The following is a 14,979-nucleotide window of genomic DNA, read 5'->3' on the forward strand; positions in this document are numbered from 1 at the left end:
TATATTTCAGAAAGAAAACAGGTTAATCTGTTCTTCTTCCGGCATACCGTGGAGGATTCCCATTTCATCCATAGTATCGATAATGCTCTGGCTTACCTTGCCTCGCTTTTTCAAATCTTCTTTCGACGTAAAGGGATGTTCCCTGCGGGCTTCAACAATTTCCTTTGCTACCGTATTTCCCAAAGCGGGAATGCAATTGAACGGAGGGCGGAGTGCGCCGTCTTCCATGAGAAATTCAGAAGCGGATGATTTATTCAAGTCGATAGGCAGGAACTTCAAACCGCGAAGATACATTTCCGCCGCTGCCTCAATAACTGTGGCACTCCCTTTTTCCACCGCCGTTGGGTGAGGTAGCGAATTAATCCGCGCCAGCTCTGCCGACTGGGACGCCAGTCCTCTTAAAATAACCGCCGCATTGAATGCGCCTTCCGCCCGAATAGTGAAGTAAGCCGCATAGTAAGCAAGAGGTTCATACACCTTGAACCAGGCGATACGGAACGCCATCATAACGTAAGCCACCGCATGGGCTCTTGGGAAAAGGTAGGAAATTTTCAGGCATGAGTCAATGAACCACTGCGGTACCCGGGCATCTTCCAATTCTTTCCGGTTGTTGGAATTTCCTTTTTCCAGCCCCTTACCCTTACGCACGTTTTCCATGACTTTGAAAGCAGTCAGCGGTTTTACATGATGTTCAATCAGGTAGTTCATGATATCATCGCGCGTGGAAATCGCTTCTTCCAGTTTGACCTTGCCTGACGTAATCAAATCCCGCGCATTATTCAGCCACACGTTCGTCCCGTGAGAAAAGCCGGAAATGCGGACAAGCTCGGAGAAATTTTTGGGCCGCGTATCCTCCAGCATACCGCGGACAAAAGGTGTGCCGAATTCGGGAAGGCCAATCGCCCCCACGGTAATCCCCTTGTCCCCCACCGCCGCTTTCAACTGTTCCGACGTAATGCCGAGAGCATCCGGCGAGCTGAAAAGGGACAGCGTTTTTTCATCATTGAAAGGAATGTGAAGCGGATCGATGCCCGTGATATCCTGAAGCATACGTATGACTTTCGGATCATCGTGGCCCAGAATATCCAGTTTCAGCATGCGTCCTGAAATAGAATGGTAATCAAAATGGGTGGTGATGGTACCCGGAATTTTTTCTCCCGTTTCATCTTTCAGCCATCTTTTATTGGCGGCATATTGGAGTGGCGTGAAATTGTGGATATCCATATCCCGGGGACAGACCATGATACCGGCGGGATGCTGCCCTGTGGTCCGTTTTACCCCTGCCACGCCGGCAGATAATTTTTCTATAAAAATATCATTGAATGTCAGCCCGCGGTTTTCCGCGTACCGTTTGACGAATCCGAAAGCTGTCTTATCCTGGATCCCCGCAATCGTTCCTGCGCGGAATACATTATCCCGCCCGAAGAGTTCTTCGGTGTACTTATGGGCCACCGCCTGGTCGTCGCCGGAGGAAAAATTCAGATCGATATCAGGCACTTTGTCTCCGTCAAATCCCAGGAAAACGGCAAACGGGATATTGTGCCCATCCTTATTTAATTCCGTGCCGCAGTTCGGGCATTTCTTATCTGCCAGATCAAAACCGCCGCCGACGGAACCGTCAGTAAAGAATTGGTTCCAGTGGCAATGGGGGCACACATAGTGGGGCGGAAGCGGATTCACTTCCGTGATGCCTGCCAGTGTCGCCACAAAAGAAGACCCGACAGAACCCCGGGATCCCACCAGGTAGCCGCGGTCGTTAGAATGCTTGACGAGTTTATGGGCGATGTAGTATAGGACGCCATAGCCGTGATTAATGATCGGTGTCAGCTCCAAATCAAGCCTGTCCCGGATGATTTCCGGCAGCGGTTCTCCATAAAGCTCCACCGCTTTCTCATAGCACATGGCTTTCAGCTTATCATCGGCACCGGCAATTTTCGGATTGTACGATTTCCATTCTTCCGCCAGCGGTTCAATGACCTCGCACTGCTCCGCCACTCGGCGGGTATTCGTGATGACGATCTCCTCCGCTTTTTCTTTCGGCAGATAGCTGAATTCCTCCAGCATTTCCTCCGTCGTCCGAAGGTATACCGGCGGATGGGATTCTATTTTCCCCGGTTTTTCCCAGTTGGACAAAAGGATATCTCTGTCCCGCGCGTATTCGGCAAAAAGGTAGTGGGCATCAGATGTGGCGCATACAGGAATCCCCGCTTTTTCTCCTATTTCAATAACTTTCTTGTTCAGCTCCTGCAAATCTTTTTTCGTCGTGATGGCAGCATACTTATCTTCATACAGCAGGAATTCATTGTTTCCCAGCGGCTGCACTTCCAGATAATCATAGAATTTCGCCAGACGGATCAGTTCTTCATCGCTGTCTCCGTTCAAAACGGCACGGAAAAATTCACCCATGACACAGGCGGAACCATACATCAGTCCGTCCCTGAATTCCTCAAGGAGCGGACGGGGCAGAAGAGGACGCTTGCGGTAGTATTTCAGATGGGACAGCGTCACAAGACGGTACAAATTGCGGAGCCCCGTGATATTTTTTGCCAGCAGGATAATATGGCTGTACTGCTGCCGGTCACTGTCAATATCTTCAGGCACTTCATCGATCAGATAACCTTCCATGCCGTAGATGACTTTTTGCCCGTATTTTGCCGCCAATGTTTGTATTTGGGGAAATGCCTGAATGACGCCGTGATCCGTAATCGCCACGGCAGGATGCTTCCACTTTGCCGCCGTCCTGATGATCTCTTCATTATCGATGAGTCCGTCCAAACTCATTTTCGTATGAAGATGGAGTTCCACACGCGGTGTTTCGGCCATATCCTCATGGTTGATTTCTTTCTCTTTCCCTTGTTCCATCTGGGAAATATTCAGCACAAGGCCGCCGGTAAATTTATCAAGCTGCACATTCCCCCTGACTTTTACTGTCATATTCTTTTTTACACCGGTCAGCTTTTGTGCGTCTTCCTTCTTTTCAAAAAACTTTTTGCAAAGGATTCCGTCCGTCTCATCAGCCAGCTTCATGGTAAACAGACACCTGTTTTCACGGAGTTCTCGGCACTCACAGCCAATGACAGTTCCCTGTACGACGATACCGCCCTGTTCTTCCCGGATCGTACTGATATCCGATATTTTCCCTTTAATATGTGATCTGCCTAAAAGGATGCCGTCCGTTCTCTTCTCTCCGGAAGCGGATAATTGGAAAGCGGAAGCAGGAAGCACGCTCGCTAAAGACGGCAATTCGCTCGAAAAAGAAATGCCTGCCGTTTGAGAAAGTGCAGGCCTGTCTTCCACCGGCGGAGCTGCAGCCATAGCTGCCTGCACATCACGGATAGAAGGCAGCTTGAAAACAGGTTCAGAATCAGCCTCCCCTTCCGGCGAATCTTCTGTCCTATGCATATCCATACCGCCATCCGGATTTCCAGCACCATACATCTCACTGAATTCTTCTTCCGGAAGAGACGCATCACCTATAGTCATTAAAAGGGGACAGACTTCTTCCGTCACATCATCCCCATTCAAATAAATATTCCTCAAACAGCGGATTTCATCGCTCATGGCTTTCAATACCTGAAGAGCCGCGTTTCTGTCATCGGCCTGAATGTACCAAGCCTGGCATTCTGTATCCACTTCCATTAAAGTAATGACTGAACCTTTCTGCTTTGATTTCAGCCGATACTTTCCCATCGTAATCCCTCCAATATGCAGCAGAACGCCTCAGTTCCCCAAAGGGATTATGACGGCTTTCTGCTCTTCTTTATTCTCTTTATCTCTTTTGTTCTTTTCCGTTGTTTTCCTGCCGGCATCCTGCCGTTCCTTCGCTTTCTTTTCAGCGTCAGCCTTCTTTTCGGCTTCTGCTTTTTTCGGATCTTTATTGTATGTAATCACAGTATCTACGGGATCATAGTATGACGGGAAACTTCTTTCGTAAACACGTCCGTCCGCCCAGCGGGCATACTGGAGGATTTCCGCATCATATCCTTCATGTCCGTATTCTACCGTCTTTTCTTCCGTCTGCACGGGATCCACCTTTTCCTGCGTATTGAATCCTATCGCGCCCGAATACTCAAGCAGAACGCGGGATTCCTCCGGTTTATCCTCCCTGGTGCCGATGATCCAGCATGTCACCGCGCCCGGTTCATACTTCGTATATACGTAAACCGGATTTTTAAAATTATTTATAAATTGAAAATCCAGGTCCCCATAAGAAACAGTAGCATCCTGTCCTATGGGCACATACGATGCCGGTGAAAAATGAGGACTCCGTTCTGTCACTTCCATTCCCGAAAGAAGCACCGCATTAAAAAGAGTCGTACTCACCTGGCACACGCCGCCGCCATAACCGGGCTGCGGCTTTCCATTCACAATGACAGGCGCTTCCAAGTATCCCTTGTCCGGAGACCGTTCTCCTGTAGCATCGTTATAGGAAAATACGGTACCCGGATCCACTACAGACCCTCTGATAGCTTCCGCCGCTAATTCGATATTTCTGCTTCTGTTGGGACTTTCCCCAAAATTCGTCGTATAAACACCGAGAACCGTATTAAAATTTTTCAACCGCTCCTTTGTCAGCATCGGCATCTTTTCTTCCGTCACGGGAATTTCCACAGCATCCGTATCTTCACTGACAAGGGCATTTCCTACGATTTCCACAAGTTTCGGCCGATCAAAAACAAGATAAGGTACGCCCTCAGTAAATTCCACTGTCCCGTCATCTTTTATGACAGGCATAGCCTCTTTCGGCGTCTGCCCATACTTCACGGCAAGTTCATCCACTTTCGTGCAAAGCGTTTCCCTGTCATAAAGCGGAACCACCCCTACTACATCACCGTAAATGACTGCTTTCCAGCGGGTGATCCAGTCAGAAAGCAGATTTTCCGTTTTCCCCAACCGCAAAAGCTCATCTGCCCTGCTTTTATCAAAATGCACGTTTAAATCCTTATATGACCACTCTTCATGAACCGCGCCATGGTTAAGTGCCAGTTTTTTTGCGGCAAGCTCTTCATTCTTTTCCCGAAAAAACTCCTCCAGCCGGACTTTCCCCATGCCGCCTACCGCGGTACCGTTCAGGCGAACGCCGGGAATAACCGTATCTTTCCCCGCCCAGACAAAAGGAGCTGCTCCGGCAAGAACAGCAGCCGACACAAAAATACCCCAGAAAACTTTTACAGCTTTATACATATCCGCCTCTCTCATTTACGCATACAATAACGCAGCAGCAACTCTTTTACCGTTTGCGCGCTTCCTTCACGAATTCCCCAATGATACTCAAATATATTCAGCAGCATCCATTCCGCATCTTCTTCAGAAACAAAGCGGGCATCCTTCTCCAGATTTTTCCACGCCCATTGGTTCGTCACCCCTGCCGCTTTCTGTATCTGCGGCAAGGGTGCATGGTTCCGCTGCATTTCTTTCAGTATTTTTATTTTTCTGAATTTAGCGGAAATAAACCCCAGATTTTTAATTGTTTCCGACACATCCGTAAACACATGATCGGTATTCTCCATAACGGCAGACGCATTTTTGGCAATCAGGGCATCAGTAAACTTAAAAATCCCCTGATCCATATACTCAGGCAAAGCGTATTCCAGAAGCTTTTTCGAAATACCGGTCCTGTTTCCTGCCATTAATACGATTTTATCACATTCTGTTTGAAGAAAAGGGCGGGAAATCGTCTCCCAGGAACCGATAACTTCTTCCATATACGCCCGTGCTTCCGGCTCCACCCGCTTCCCGCAGTCCATGAGCATCCGCGCCATGACGGACGCGCCCTCCCGCGGCGCTAAAAGACTGCATTCTTCACTCCCGCAGACAGAAAGTAACGTTTTAGAGGCCTTCGTTCTTTTATCTAAAGCGCCGTCTACCGTAAAAATCGCCAATATATCGGGTGTCAACTCTTTCAGTATATTTATGAAACCGTTAAATTCATTTTCTTCCTTTTTATCTTTCGGCGGCCTTTTTATAAAAAAAGGATTCTCCATGACCACTGCCGTCTTTACGGCAAAGAGGGACTGCCCTTCCAGATAACTCCTGTAAAGGTCATAATTCCCCGGAGAATCAAGCACCGTCACCTCGGGTATTTCTCCATGAAAATAATCACGGATGATTTCCTCTCTCCGCAATCCGATAGTAACCGAGTCATTACCGTATAAAATTTTGCAATTGGATAAGATTTGTTTTACTGCCATTATTTCCGTCCCATCTTTCCTGCAATAACCGCCATCCGTCTTTTTCCCATATCAATTCCGCCATCCCTTCGTTCTCCGTATATGCTACGGGACAATTGCAGAGATAAAAAACATCTTTGTCCTCACCGGCGAATCGCCCGCCGCCGCCATATACTGCCGCTTCAGGTCTTAATCTGCCCAGTTCCTTTTCCGATACGCCGCGGCGGAAACCGTTCGATCCTCCCACCCATGCAGTGTGTGGGGAATCTCCTTCACTGAAATTCTTATTTCCTGCAAAGTATACATCCCACGAACCTTTTCCCACACGAAGGGCACTTCCGTTTGTTATGACTGTCAATCCGTTTTTTAAGCGCAGGCGCGACGGCGATAGGTTTCTGACTGTTCCTTTGAAATCTTTTATAAGGAAAGGTGCAAGCGTTTCCGCTTTTCCTCCGACCGCCCATATCTCTTTTATTCTTGTATCCATTTCAAACGGGACAGGCTTCTTCACCTCTTCCAGATTGAGAAGAAGCACGTCTATATCAAAAATTCCATGGTACCCCAAGATTGAATCCAATTCGCGTCCGCTTGCCGCCGAAGGAATCCCGCTGCTTTTATAATACACGATCTTCGCGTCACCGGAGATAAGTACCGTCCCCGTATCTACTCCCAAATCAGGCGCCAGCAGAACGGTCTCCCGGCGCGCCGCCCATTCTGCCAACAAAAGAATCGCCCCTGCAAAAATGATACCGGCAAGAAGATATTGCCCTTTCCGTTCCCATTTTCTTTTGAAACAGAAAACCGCCACTCCTATATAATACAAAATCCCTTCGGCAAGGGAAAGACTGCCCGCTTCAAAAGACGCTTCCGGCAGTGAAGAAATAAATCCATTCAACCGCAGCGCCGCCCAGAGGAAGTAATCGGCAAACTGCAGGATTCCTCCTGCCAGAGGCATCAAAAGAAAAGAAGAGAGCGCCGCCAAAAGTCCCCCAATGATCACCCATTCCAAAAGCGGCACAACGATCAGGTTGGCAGGTATGAAATATAGCGGGAAGCTATGAAAATTATACAAAATAATGGGAAGCACGAGGATTTGGGCCGCCGTAGAAAGAGCACAGCCTTCACAGATCCGGGGCGGAATTTTTCCTAATAGGGCAAGCGCATGCCGAAGCGGTTCATAAAAAAGCAGTATTCCTGCCGACGCGCAGACGGAAAGCTGGAAGCTGATATCAAAAAGGAAATAGGGGTTCCACAAGAGCATCCCCGCCACTGCCGCTCCCAGAAGATTGAGCGCCGTCCTCCCCCGTTCCAGAAGGACACCGATCACGGCAAGAATTCCCATGAGGGACGCGCGGATCACAGGAGGCACAAAGCCTGACATAGCGGCATACACGAGCACAAGAAGCACAGCGGGAACCACCGTTACCTTCATGGAAAGTCCCAGCCACTTCCCAAGGAAATATAAAAAACCGAAAAGCAGCGCGATGTGAGAACCGGAAACGGACAAGATGTGAATAATGCCGGTCACTGAAAAAGAATGGATGATGTCTTTGGGAATTTCTGAATAGTGTCCGCCGAAAAGAAGTGTCATCAGAACAGGAAGGCGTACAGGATCCATGTAGGAAGCAAAAAAACATGCCAACCGTTCCCTCATCGTTTCCGCCCAGCGCGTCACCCTATACTCCCCGGTTTCTCCTACAGGGCGGATACGGCTGTTCTCCTTGCTGTAAATTCGTCCTAAGAGATGCCCGCTTTCGTAGCGCTTTTCCAGATCGATTTTCCCCGGATTCTTATATAAACGGAGGGGCCGCAGCTTTCCTTCCGCTTCCAGTGCAGTTCCGACAGGATATTTATTCTCAACGGCAAAGTCATACAGGTACACTGTTCCTGAAATGCTTTTTTCTTCTCCATCGGCATAACGGATTTTCCTCAGATCAATAAGATACCGGGTATATCCGTCCTCCCCTTTGTACACAAGAGGTTCCTCTGCAACGATGCCGCAGAAGGTTCCTTCACTGCCCACAATGTACTGTGACTGCTGTCTCCATATTTCTTCTGCCATTTCCATACGGACCGCACCGGCAGCACATAAAAAAAGAGCGCCGCATACCCACACAACACCTGTTTTCCCGAAAACTCTCCCTGAAAGGATACCCATCAAAGACAAAAATAAAAAGAGTCCTCCCCCAAAAAGAGAAAACTCAAAAAAAGACGCAAAAAATATCCCTGCAGCCAAAAAGGAAGCACACCAAAGAAATATATATTTCCGTTTCATAAGGTAATCCGCTCTGACACTTTGGCGTACTTCCCCTCCCCGATGGTGGGTACCTCTTTCAATTCCTCTTTTGAGCGGAACCCGCCATGTTCGTTTCTGTATTCAATAATTTTATCTGCCGTCTTGGCTCCAATGCCGGGAAGTGTTTCCAGCTCCGTTCCCGAGGCATGATTAATATTCACCAAACCGGCTGCGGCGGGAGTCGTCCGTTCCGGATTGAGAGGAATATAGACCCTCATAGCATCTTCAACGGGTTCTGCCATATTGACGCCTTCCATATCCGCATAAGGAAGAACGTTTCCGGCAGCCTGCACCGCGTCATACACGCGGCTCCCCCGCTGCAGTTCATAGACACCCGGTTCTTTCACGGCGCCTACGACATATACGAGGACACGGCTTTCTTCATTTGCGTTTCCGCTTTCCGTTATTTCCGCAACCACGGAATCTTCTCCGGAGCGTTTCCCATCATCACTCCACACAAAAAATCCGACAAGAGCCGGTATGATAAAGGCAAGGGCGCAAAGAAGCACCTGCTTTCTGTTCATACTTCCCATCGTCGGACTCCGTTTCCTTCTTACACCATGAATAATACAGATAAACGTATTCCAAAAAGCTGAAATCTTTTATTTCTGTTCTTCCCTGGCAGCTGCCGTGTTGGAATCAATCAAGCTCTGGCGGTTCTTCTTCAAGGTATCCAGCATGTTTTCCATATTCGTTTCCACGTATTTCAAAACATCAGTCGCGTAGGTAACGGAACTGCTGCGCAATTCCTCGGCGGAATGGTTGGCGGAAGTCACCACTTCATTGGCCCTTTCCTGTGCCTGTTTTACCAATTCGCTCTCTTCGGTAATCCTTGCGATGTAATCTTTCGCCTGAGCAATGGTGTCATCCGCTTTTTTCTCTGCATCCAGAAGAATTCTTTCCTTATCGGCGACGATACGGCGGGCACTTTCCAATTCATTGGGAAGCGACTGGTTAATCGCGTCAATCAGTCGTTCGATTTCATCTTTGTCTACCATTTTCTTGTTGGAGAACGGTACTTCGGTTGCGCTGTCAATAACATTTTCAAGTTCTTCAAGCAATTTTCTTGTATCCATTTTACAACCTCATTTCTTAAGTAACTTTAATTTTTTCTCTATCATAGCTTCCACATAAGGGGGAACCATCTGTGACACATCACCGTTAAAATATGCCAATTCCCTCACACCGGTGGAGGACAGGTATGAATATCGTCCGTCTGTCATGAAAAAAGCGGTTTCCAACGTAGGATCAATCTTCTTAATCATGAGCGCCCGCTGAAATTCATATTCGAAATCACTGAACGCCCGCAGGCCACGAATAATAAGATGGCAGTTTTTACTGGCAGCATACACATTGAGCAACCCCGTCGATGTATCTACTTCTACATTGGGGATATCCTTCGTCGTTTCACGAAGCATATCCAGCCGTTCTTCAATAGAAAAAAGGGACGCTTTTTTAGATGGATTCACAAACACCGTGACAATTAATTTATCTACAAGTACGGCGCTTCTCTTAATGATGTCCAAATGGCCATAAGTAACGGGATCATAACTGCCCGGACAAATAGCGATTTTCATGAACCTTCTCCCTCAGAACCCCGGCAAAGGAGGTAAGTAACAACCATATTTCCCACTTTCTTTTCTTTCCATACCGAACATTTCTCCCCCAAACGGGTCATATCCGGCGGTTCTTCTATAGAATGCTCTGCAATAATAATAGCATTCTCAGCAGGAATCCTGCAAGCGAAAATCAAAGCAAGAATTTGATCAATATAGCCCTTCCCGTAAGGAGGATCCATAAACAAATAATCATACCTGTTCCCTGCAAGCTTTGCCAAAGAACGGCTGACATCGCCGGGTAAAACATCCGCCCTGTTTTCCACATGGCATTTCACCGCATTCTCACGGATAAGCTTACATGTCGCCTTATCCAAAAATGTCGCATGTGCCGCGCCCCGGCTCAAAGCTTCCAGCCCCATCGCGCCGGTTCCTGCAAAAATATCAAGCACACGGGTATCTTTCATTCCCACATTGGCAAGCACATTGAATATACTTTCACGTACCCGCCCGAGCGTAGGCCGGGTCATCCCTTTCCCCACAGGCGACAGCAAGGCTGTCCCTTTCGCGCTTCCTCCAATGATTCTCATTTTTCATTCCGTTTCAAGGATGATGTTCTTATTTCCCATCAGTTTTCAAAAAATATACTGCTTGAAATACCAATTGGAAATTTATTAAATTATACCACAATGTGGCAAACGGCTCATATATTTATACTATGATTCCCCGCCCGGTTTTTATCAGGGCTCCAGATACGTCTCAATTTCCGCCTTTTTCGCACGGGTCATCAAATTTTCCAAGGCTTCCTGCGCCGTGTGTTCCCCTTCCAGAAGGCGGCACACTTCTTCAGTAATCGGCATATCGATATGTTCGCGCCTTGCGATTTCATTCACAAGGAAAGCCGTGCGCATTCCTTCCACCACCATGTGGGTTCCTTCGCAGATTTCTTTTGCGGTCTTTCCTTTCCCCAACATAAGGCCCGCCCTGTGATTGCGGCTGTGGGTACTGGTACATGTAGCAACAAGGTCGCCCATTCCCGATAAGCCGAAAAAAGTTTCCCGGCGGGCGCCGAAATGCACACCAAATCTTGCCATTTCCACAAGCCCCCGTGTCATAAGCGCAGCACGACAATTATCGCCAAGGCCTATTCCGTCCTGCACACCGCAGGCAAGAGCTACGATATTTTTCAATGCGCCGCCGTATTCTACGCCGCGGATATCATCACTGCGGTATACACGGAACACGGGCCGCATGAAAACATCCTGCACAATCTGTACAGCTTCCGGCACTTCTGATGCCGCCACGGTTGCCGCCGGAAGACCGAAACCCACTTCTTCCGCATGATTCGGTCCGGATAAAACAACAATCCGGTCCGTTACGGAAGAAAACTTTTCTGAAATGATTTCCGATAAACGATGGCCCGCTTCATCGGCAAGACCTTTAGAAGCACATACTGCAACAGCATTTTTCTTCATAAAAGGCGCCATAGCTTCCGCCGTTATTTCTACCGCTTTAGACGGAGTAGACAACACCACGCAGTCCGCACCGGATACAGCTTTTTCCAGATCACTCGTAATTTTTACATGGACCGGAATGCGGACCCCCGGCAAATATTCTTTATTCTCTCTTGTTTCCTTCAATTCCCGTGCCGCTTCTTCCCTGCGGCAGTACAGTTCCAAATCATCATGGCGGGCGGCAAGCGATGTAACCATCGCCGTCCCCCATCCGCCGGAACCGATCATGGCTATTTTCACTGCGATTCCTTCTTTCCCTGTATAATCGGTTTTTCTTCTCCCCGCAAAAGTCTTTCGATATTTTCCTTATGTTTTACCACAACAATGAGAGCCGCCGCCAGACTGAATACCACATACTCCCAAGGTTCTCCCAAAACCCAAATAACAATCGGTACCACCGGTGCACCCGCGATTGAGGCGAGCGAAACGATTTTCTTCCATCGAAAAACAATGAGCCAGACAATAAATGATGCAATCGTCGCCGGCGCACAGATATACGCAAAGGCTCCCACACCGCAGGCTACCCCTTTGCCGCTCTTAAACTTAAGGAAAATGGACCAGTCATTCCCAATAATTGCGAAAAGCGCACATAAGAGAACCGTTGTCGGTTCGGGCATTCCCAGATGAACAGCAATAACCCCTTTCATGAAATCACAGAAAAACACCGCCAGACCCGCTTTCATTCCAAGTGTACGGTACGCGTTTGTTGCTCCGATATTTCTGCTTCCCGTCTTCTTCAAATCGACGCCGTAGAAGATCCGCCCGATAAGATATCCTGACGGAACCGCACCGATAAGATAGGCAAAAAGTACGATTACAACCGTTTCCATCATAATTCGTCACCGTCTTTCTTGCTCCGCAGCACGATACGGATTGGTGTCCCCTCAAAAGAAAAGGCTGCGCGAAGGCGGTTTTCTATAAAACGGACATAAGAAAAATGAATCAGGTTCGCGTCATTCACAAACATGACGAAAGTCGGCGGACGGATCCCCACCTGCGTCATATAATAAATTTTCGCCACACGGCCGGCATGGGCAGGAGGCGGATTCACAATTTTCGCATCATCCAGCAAATCATTCAGAACTGCCGTAGACACCCGCATGGACTGCTGCTCCGCCACATTGTAAATCATATCGCCGAGGCGCTGGATGCGCTGCTTTGTCAGAGCCGATCCAAAAAGCATGGGGATATAAGGAGCAAAAGGAAGGCCGTCACGTACCTGCCTTTCCAATTCCACCATGGTATTCGTCTCTTTGGGAATCATATCCCACTTATTCACCATAAGGATAAGTCCTTTGCCAGCCTCATGGATATACCCGATAATCTTTTTATCCTGTTCCGTAAGCATATCGTTCGCATCAAGGACAAAAATCGCCACATCGCAATTATCAATTGCACGAATCGAACGGATAACACTGTACTTTTCCAGAGGTTCGTCAATCTTTCCTTTCTTACGCATCCCTGCCGTATCTACAAGAATGAAAGTCTTCCCTTTGTATTTCCATACGGAATCCACAGCGTCACGAGTAGTTCCCATTTCATCAGCCACAAGAGAACGCTCATAGCCGAGAAGAGAATTGATCAGCGTCGATTTCCCTACATTCGGACGCCCCACGATCGCCGTGCGGATGATATCGGGAGAATCATATTCCTCACGAGGCGGAAATCCTTCCGAAATCTTATCCAGCAAATCACCGAATCCCAGATGGTTTACAGCGGATACCGGCATGGGATCGCCGATTCCCAGGGAATAAAACTCATACGTATCCATTTTCTGATTTTCACTGTCCACTTTATTCACGCAGAGTACCACGGGCTTTCCCGTACGCCTAAGCATTCCTGCAATCGTCTGATCATCCTCCTGCACACCGACACGGGCATCGACGACAAAAAGAATCACATCTGCCTCTTCCATGGCAAGCTGCGCCTGCTGGCGGATACCATCGGATATCTGATCCGCTTCATCACGAAACTCAATACCGCCCGTGTCAATCATGGTAAACTCACGATCCAGCCAGCGCACGTCACAGTAAATACGATCCCGCGTCACACCGGGGATATCTTCAACAATTGATACACGCTTCTGGGCAAGGCCGTTAATAATCGTAGATTTTCCCACATTCGGGCGTCCTACTATAGCAACAAGAGGCTTGCTCATCTTATCCTCCACTTTTACATAACTTGTTTCGGGCATAACTTCCCATTTAATACTATTCTAAAAATTGTATGCCCAACCATAGATACTGTCAAGTATTGTCAAGTCAAAGCAGCTTTCTGCTGAAATAAATACCACTACAAAGGAATGAATATTTTTTATAAAGAGTATTTCCTATACGTATTTCTATAATACGTCATGCATCAGAAAAGACTGCCTAAAAAATTTTTTAATCTTTTTAACTCACCCCTTTACATCGATATTTTTCTATGTTATAGTATGCATAGAAAGTTTTAGATACTTAAGAGTTTATAAAAAAGGAGATTTATCATGAAATTATCAAAGAAACTTTTAAAAGCGCTTGTTGAACAGGTAAACATGGAATTTGCATCCGGCTACCTCTATCGTTCCATGTCCCACGACATGAAAAACCTGGCACTGAACGGCTATGCAAAATGGCTGGACAAACAGTATGAAGAAGAAAGAGAACACGCCCTGAAACTCATTGCTTACATTGAAGACAGAGACGGTACCGTCGACTTCCTTCCGATTGAAGGCGTCAAGAAACACTACGACAATCCGCTGGATGTCGCTAAAGACTCTCTGGCTCACGAAGAAGCTGTTTCCGCTTCCATCCGCAGCCTTGTTAAACTTGCCCGCGAAGAAGGCGATCTGGAAACCGAAATTTTCCTCCAGTGGTACGTCACCGAACAGATTGAAGAAGAAGTCAACGCCCGCGACAACATCACGGGATTCGAAAAAGCACAGGAAGGCGCCGCTCTCCTCTACATGTTCGATAACCACCTGGGCAACAGATAATACTTTACTGAAAATTGAATAAAACAAAAAAGAGCTGTGAAAGGGACGATCCCGATTCGCAGCTCTTTTATTACTCATAAAACCGTCACAAAAGGAGCTGCAAAAAGAAACTCATCTTTTCACAACTCCTTTTCTTCATTCATCAGTCTGTTTTATTCCACATCAACGGCATCAGGACGGCCTGCATCATCCAGTCCCAGATATTCCACGCCTTTCACATGTCCGTCATAGGACAGGGTCACGAGGTACTGAAGCACCTTGCCGTCGAAAATCTCATCGTCCATCATCACCGCCATCACGAAGCTGTCAGGACGATAGGCGCGGGTAGTGTCTTCCTGTTCCGGATCATAAAGGAAAACAAATTCCTCCCCATCGTATTCCGCACTGCCGTATACACGCTTCAGTTCGGAAACATAATACTTGTCCACGCCGTCAACAATCATGTTCTTTTCATTTAAAAATTCCATTA

At 47.6% G+C, this 14,979-nt stretch carries 13 protein-coding genes; 1 reads left to right on the forward strand and 12 read right to left on the reverse strand.

The genetic code is table 11. From position 1 onward, the window contains the following. Positions 1–6: 6 nt before the first annotated feature. The 11 genes from GCWU000321_RS04140 to der all read right to left on the reverse strand — a co-directional run bounded on the left by GCWU000321_RS04140 (position 7) and on the right by der (position 13,694). Positions 7–3,690 (reverse strand): PolC-type DNA polymerase III, encoded by a 3,684-nt coding sequence (locus tag GCWU000321_RS04140; RefSeq protein ID WP_007069836.1) that lies wholly within the window; start codon positions 3,688–3,690, stop codon positions 7–9. 30 nt (positions 3,691–3,720) lie between these two features. Further along, positions 3,721–5,184, reverse strand: coding sequence for a VanW family protein (locus tag GCWU000321_RS04145; RefSeq protein WP_040381273.1), 1,464 nt, complete (start codon positions 5,182–5,184; stop codon positions 3,721–3,723). 11 nt (positions 5,185–5,195) lie between these two features. Continuing rightward, a complete protein-coding gene (gene holA, locus GCWU000321_RS04150) occupies positions 5,196–6,191 on the reverse strand; it encodes a DNA polymerase III subunit delta (protein WP_007069838.1) in 996 nt (331 codons plus the stop codon). Then, positions 6,145–8,445: a ComEC/Rec2 family competence protein gene (locus GCWU000321_RS04155; protein ID WP_007069839.1), complete on the reverse strand. Its 2,301-nt coding sequence runs from the start codon at positions 8,443–8,445 to the stop codon at positions 6,145–6,147. Before GCWU000321_RS04155 ends, holA begins: the two co-directional genes overlap by 47 nt. After that, complete coding sequence (locus tag GCWU000321_RS04160; protein WP_244835059.1) at positions 8,442–8,990, reverse strand: ComEA family DNA-binding protein; 549 nt, start codon at positions 8,988–8,990, stop codon at positions 8,442–8,444. Before GCWU000321_RS04160 ends, GCWU000321_RS04155 begins: the two co-directional genes overlap by 4 nt. A 78-nt stretch (positions 8,991–9,068) precedes the next feature. Then, positions 9,069–9,542 (reverse strand): hypothetical protein, encoded by a 474-nt coding sequence (locus GCWU000321_RS04165; protein WP_007069841.1) that lies wholly within the window; start codon positions 9,540–9,542, stop codon positions 9,069–9,071. A 9-nt stretch (positions 9,543–9,551) separates the two neighbouring features. After that, positions 9,552–10,043, reverse strand: a complete 492-nt coding sequence (coaD, locus tag GCWU000321_RS04170; protein WP_007069842.1) for a pantetheine-phosphate adenylyltransferase — start codon at positions 10,041–10,043, stop codon at positions 9,552–9,554. Next, positions 10,040–10,612 (reverse strand): 16S rRNA (guanine(966)-N(2))-methyltransferase RsmD, encoded by a 573-nt coding sequence (rsmD, locus tag GCWU000321_RS04175; RefSeq protein WP_007069843.1) that lies wholly within the window; start codon positions 10,610–10,612, stop codon positions 10,040–10,042. Before rsmD ends, coaD begins: the two co-directional genes overlap by 4 nt. Before the next feature lie 150 nt (positions 10,613–10,762). Next, entirely contained in the window at positions 10,763–11,776 is a 1,014-nt protein-coding gene (locus GCWU000321_RS04180) for an NAD(P)H-dependent glycerol-3-phosphate dehydrogenase (RefSeq protein WP_007069844.1), read from the reverse strand. Next, positions 11,773–12,369: a glycerol-3-phosphate 1-O-acyltransferase PlsY gene (plsY, locus tag GCWU000321_RS04185; RefSeq protein WP_007069845.1), complete on the reverse strand. Its 597-nt coding sequence runs from the start codon at positions 12,367–12,369 to the stop codon at positions 11,773–11,775. Before plsY ends, GCWU000321_RS04180 begins: the two co-directional genes overlap by 4 nt. Further along, positions 12,366–13,694: a ribosome biogenesis GTPase Der gene (gene der, locus GCWU000321_RS04190; protein ID WP_040381275.1), complete on the reverse strand. Its 1,329-nt coding sequence runs from the start codon at positions 13,692–13,694 to the stop codon at positions 12,366–12,368. The genes plsY and der overlap by 4 nt, the downstream gene beginning before the upstream one ends. Positions 13,695–14,021: 327 nt before the next feature. Between der and GCWU000321_RS04195 the strand changes: the two genes are divergently transcribed. Further along, positions 14,022–14,510 carry a ferritin gene (locus GCWU000321_RS04195; RefSeq protein WP_007069847.1) on the forward strand — a complete coding sequence of 163 codons (489 nt, stop codon included), beginning with the start codon at positions 14,022–14,024 and terminating at the stop codon, positions 14,508–14,510. A 152-nt stretch (positions 14,511–14,662) separates the two neighbouring features. On the opposite strand, the gene GCWU000321_RS04200 is transcribed toward GCWU000321_RS04195, so the two are convergent. After that, entirely contained in the window at positions 14,663–14,977 is a 315-nt protein-coding gene (locus tag GCWU000321_RS04200; RefSeq protein ID WP_022027552.1) for a hypothetical protein, read from the reverse strand. Positions 14,978–14,979 lie beyond the last annotated feature (2 nt).

This window comes from Dialister invisus DSM 15470 (assembly GCF_000160055.1).
Taxonomy (GTDB): Bacteria; Bacillota; Negativicutes; order Veillonellales; family Dialisteraceae; genus Dialister; species Dialister invisus.

Coding starts and splice junctions, on each gene's coding strand:
- GCWU000321_RS04140 (WP_007069836.1), bottom strand. CDS start 3,690: ATGGGAAAGTATCGGCTGAAATCAAAGCAGAAAGGTTCAGTCATTACT.
- GCWU000321_RS04145 (WP_040381273.1), bottom strand. CDS start 5,184: ATGTATAAAGCTGTAAAAGTTTTCTGGGGTATTTTTGTGTCGGCTGCT.
- holA (WP_007069838.1), bottom strand. CDS start 6,191: ATGGCAGTAAAACAAATCTTATCCAATTGCAAAATTTTATACGGTAAT.
- GCWU000321_RS04155 (WP_007069839.1), bottom strand. CDS start 8,445: ATGAAACGGAAATATATATTTCTTTGGTGTGCTTCCTTTTTGGCTGCA.
- GCWU000321_RS04160 (WP_244835059.1), bottom strand. CDS start 8,990: ATGAACAGAAAGCAGGTGCTTCTTTGCGCCCTTGCCTTTATCATACCG.
- GCWU000321_RS04165 (WP_007069841.1), bottom strand. CDS start 9,542: ATGGATACAAGAAAATTGCTTGAAGAACTTGAAAATGTTATTGACAGC.
- coaD (WP_007069842.1), bottom strand. CDS start 10,043: ATGAAAATCGCTATTTGTCCGGGCAGTTATGATCCCGTTACTTATGGC.
- rsmD (WP_007069843.1), bottom strand. CDS start 10,612: ATGAGAATCATTGGAGGAAGCGCGAAAGGGACAGCCTTGCTGTCGCCT.
- plsY (WP_007069845.1), bottom strand. CDS start 12,369: ATGATGGAAACGGTTGTAATCGTACTTTTTGCCTATCTTATCGGTGCG.
- der (WP_040381275.1), bottom strand. CDS start 13,694: ATGAGCAAGCCTCTTGTTGCTATAGTAGGACGCCCGAATGTGGGAAAA.
- GCWU000321_RS04195 (WP_007069847.1), top strand. CDS start 14,022: ATGAAATTATCAAAGAAACTTTTAAAAGCGCTTGTTGAACAGGTAAAC.
- GCWU000321_RS04200 (WP_022027552.1), bottom strand. CDS start 14,977: ATGGAATTTTTAAATGAAAAGAACATGATTGTTGACGGCGTGGACAAG.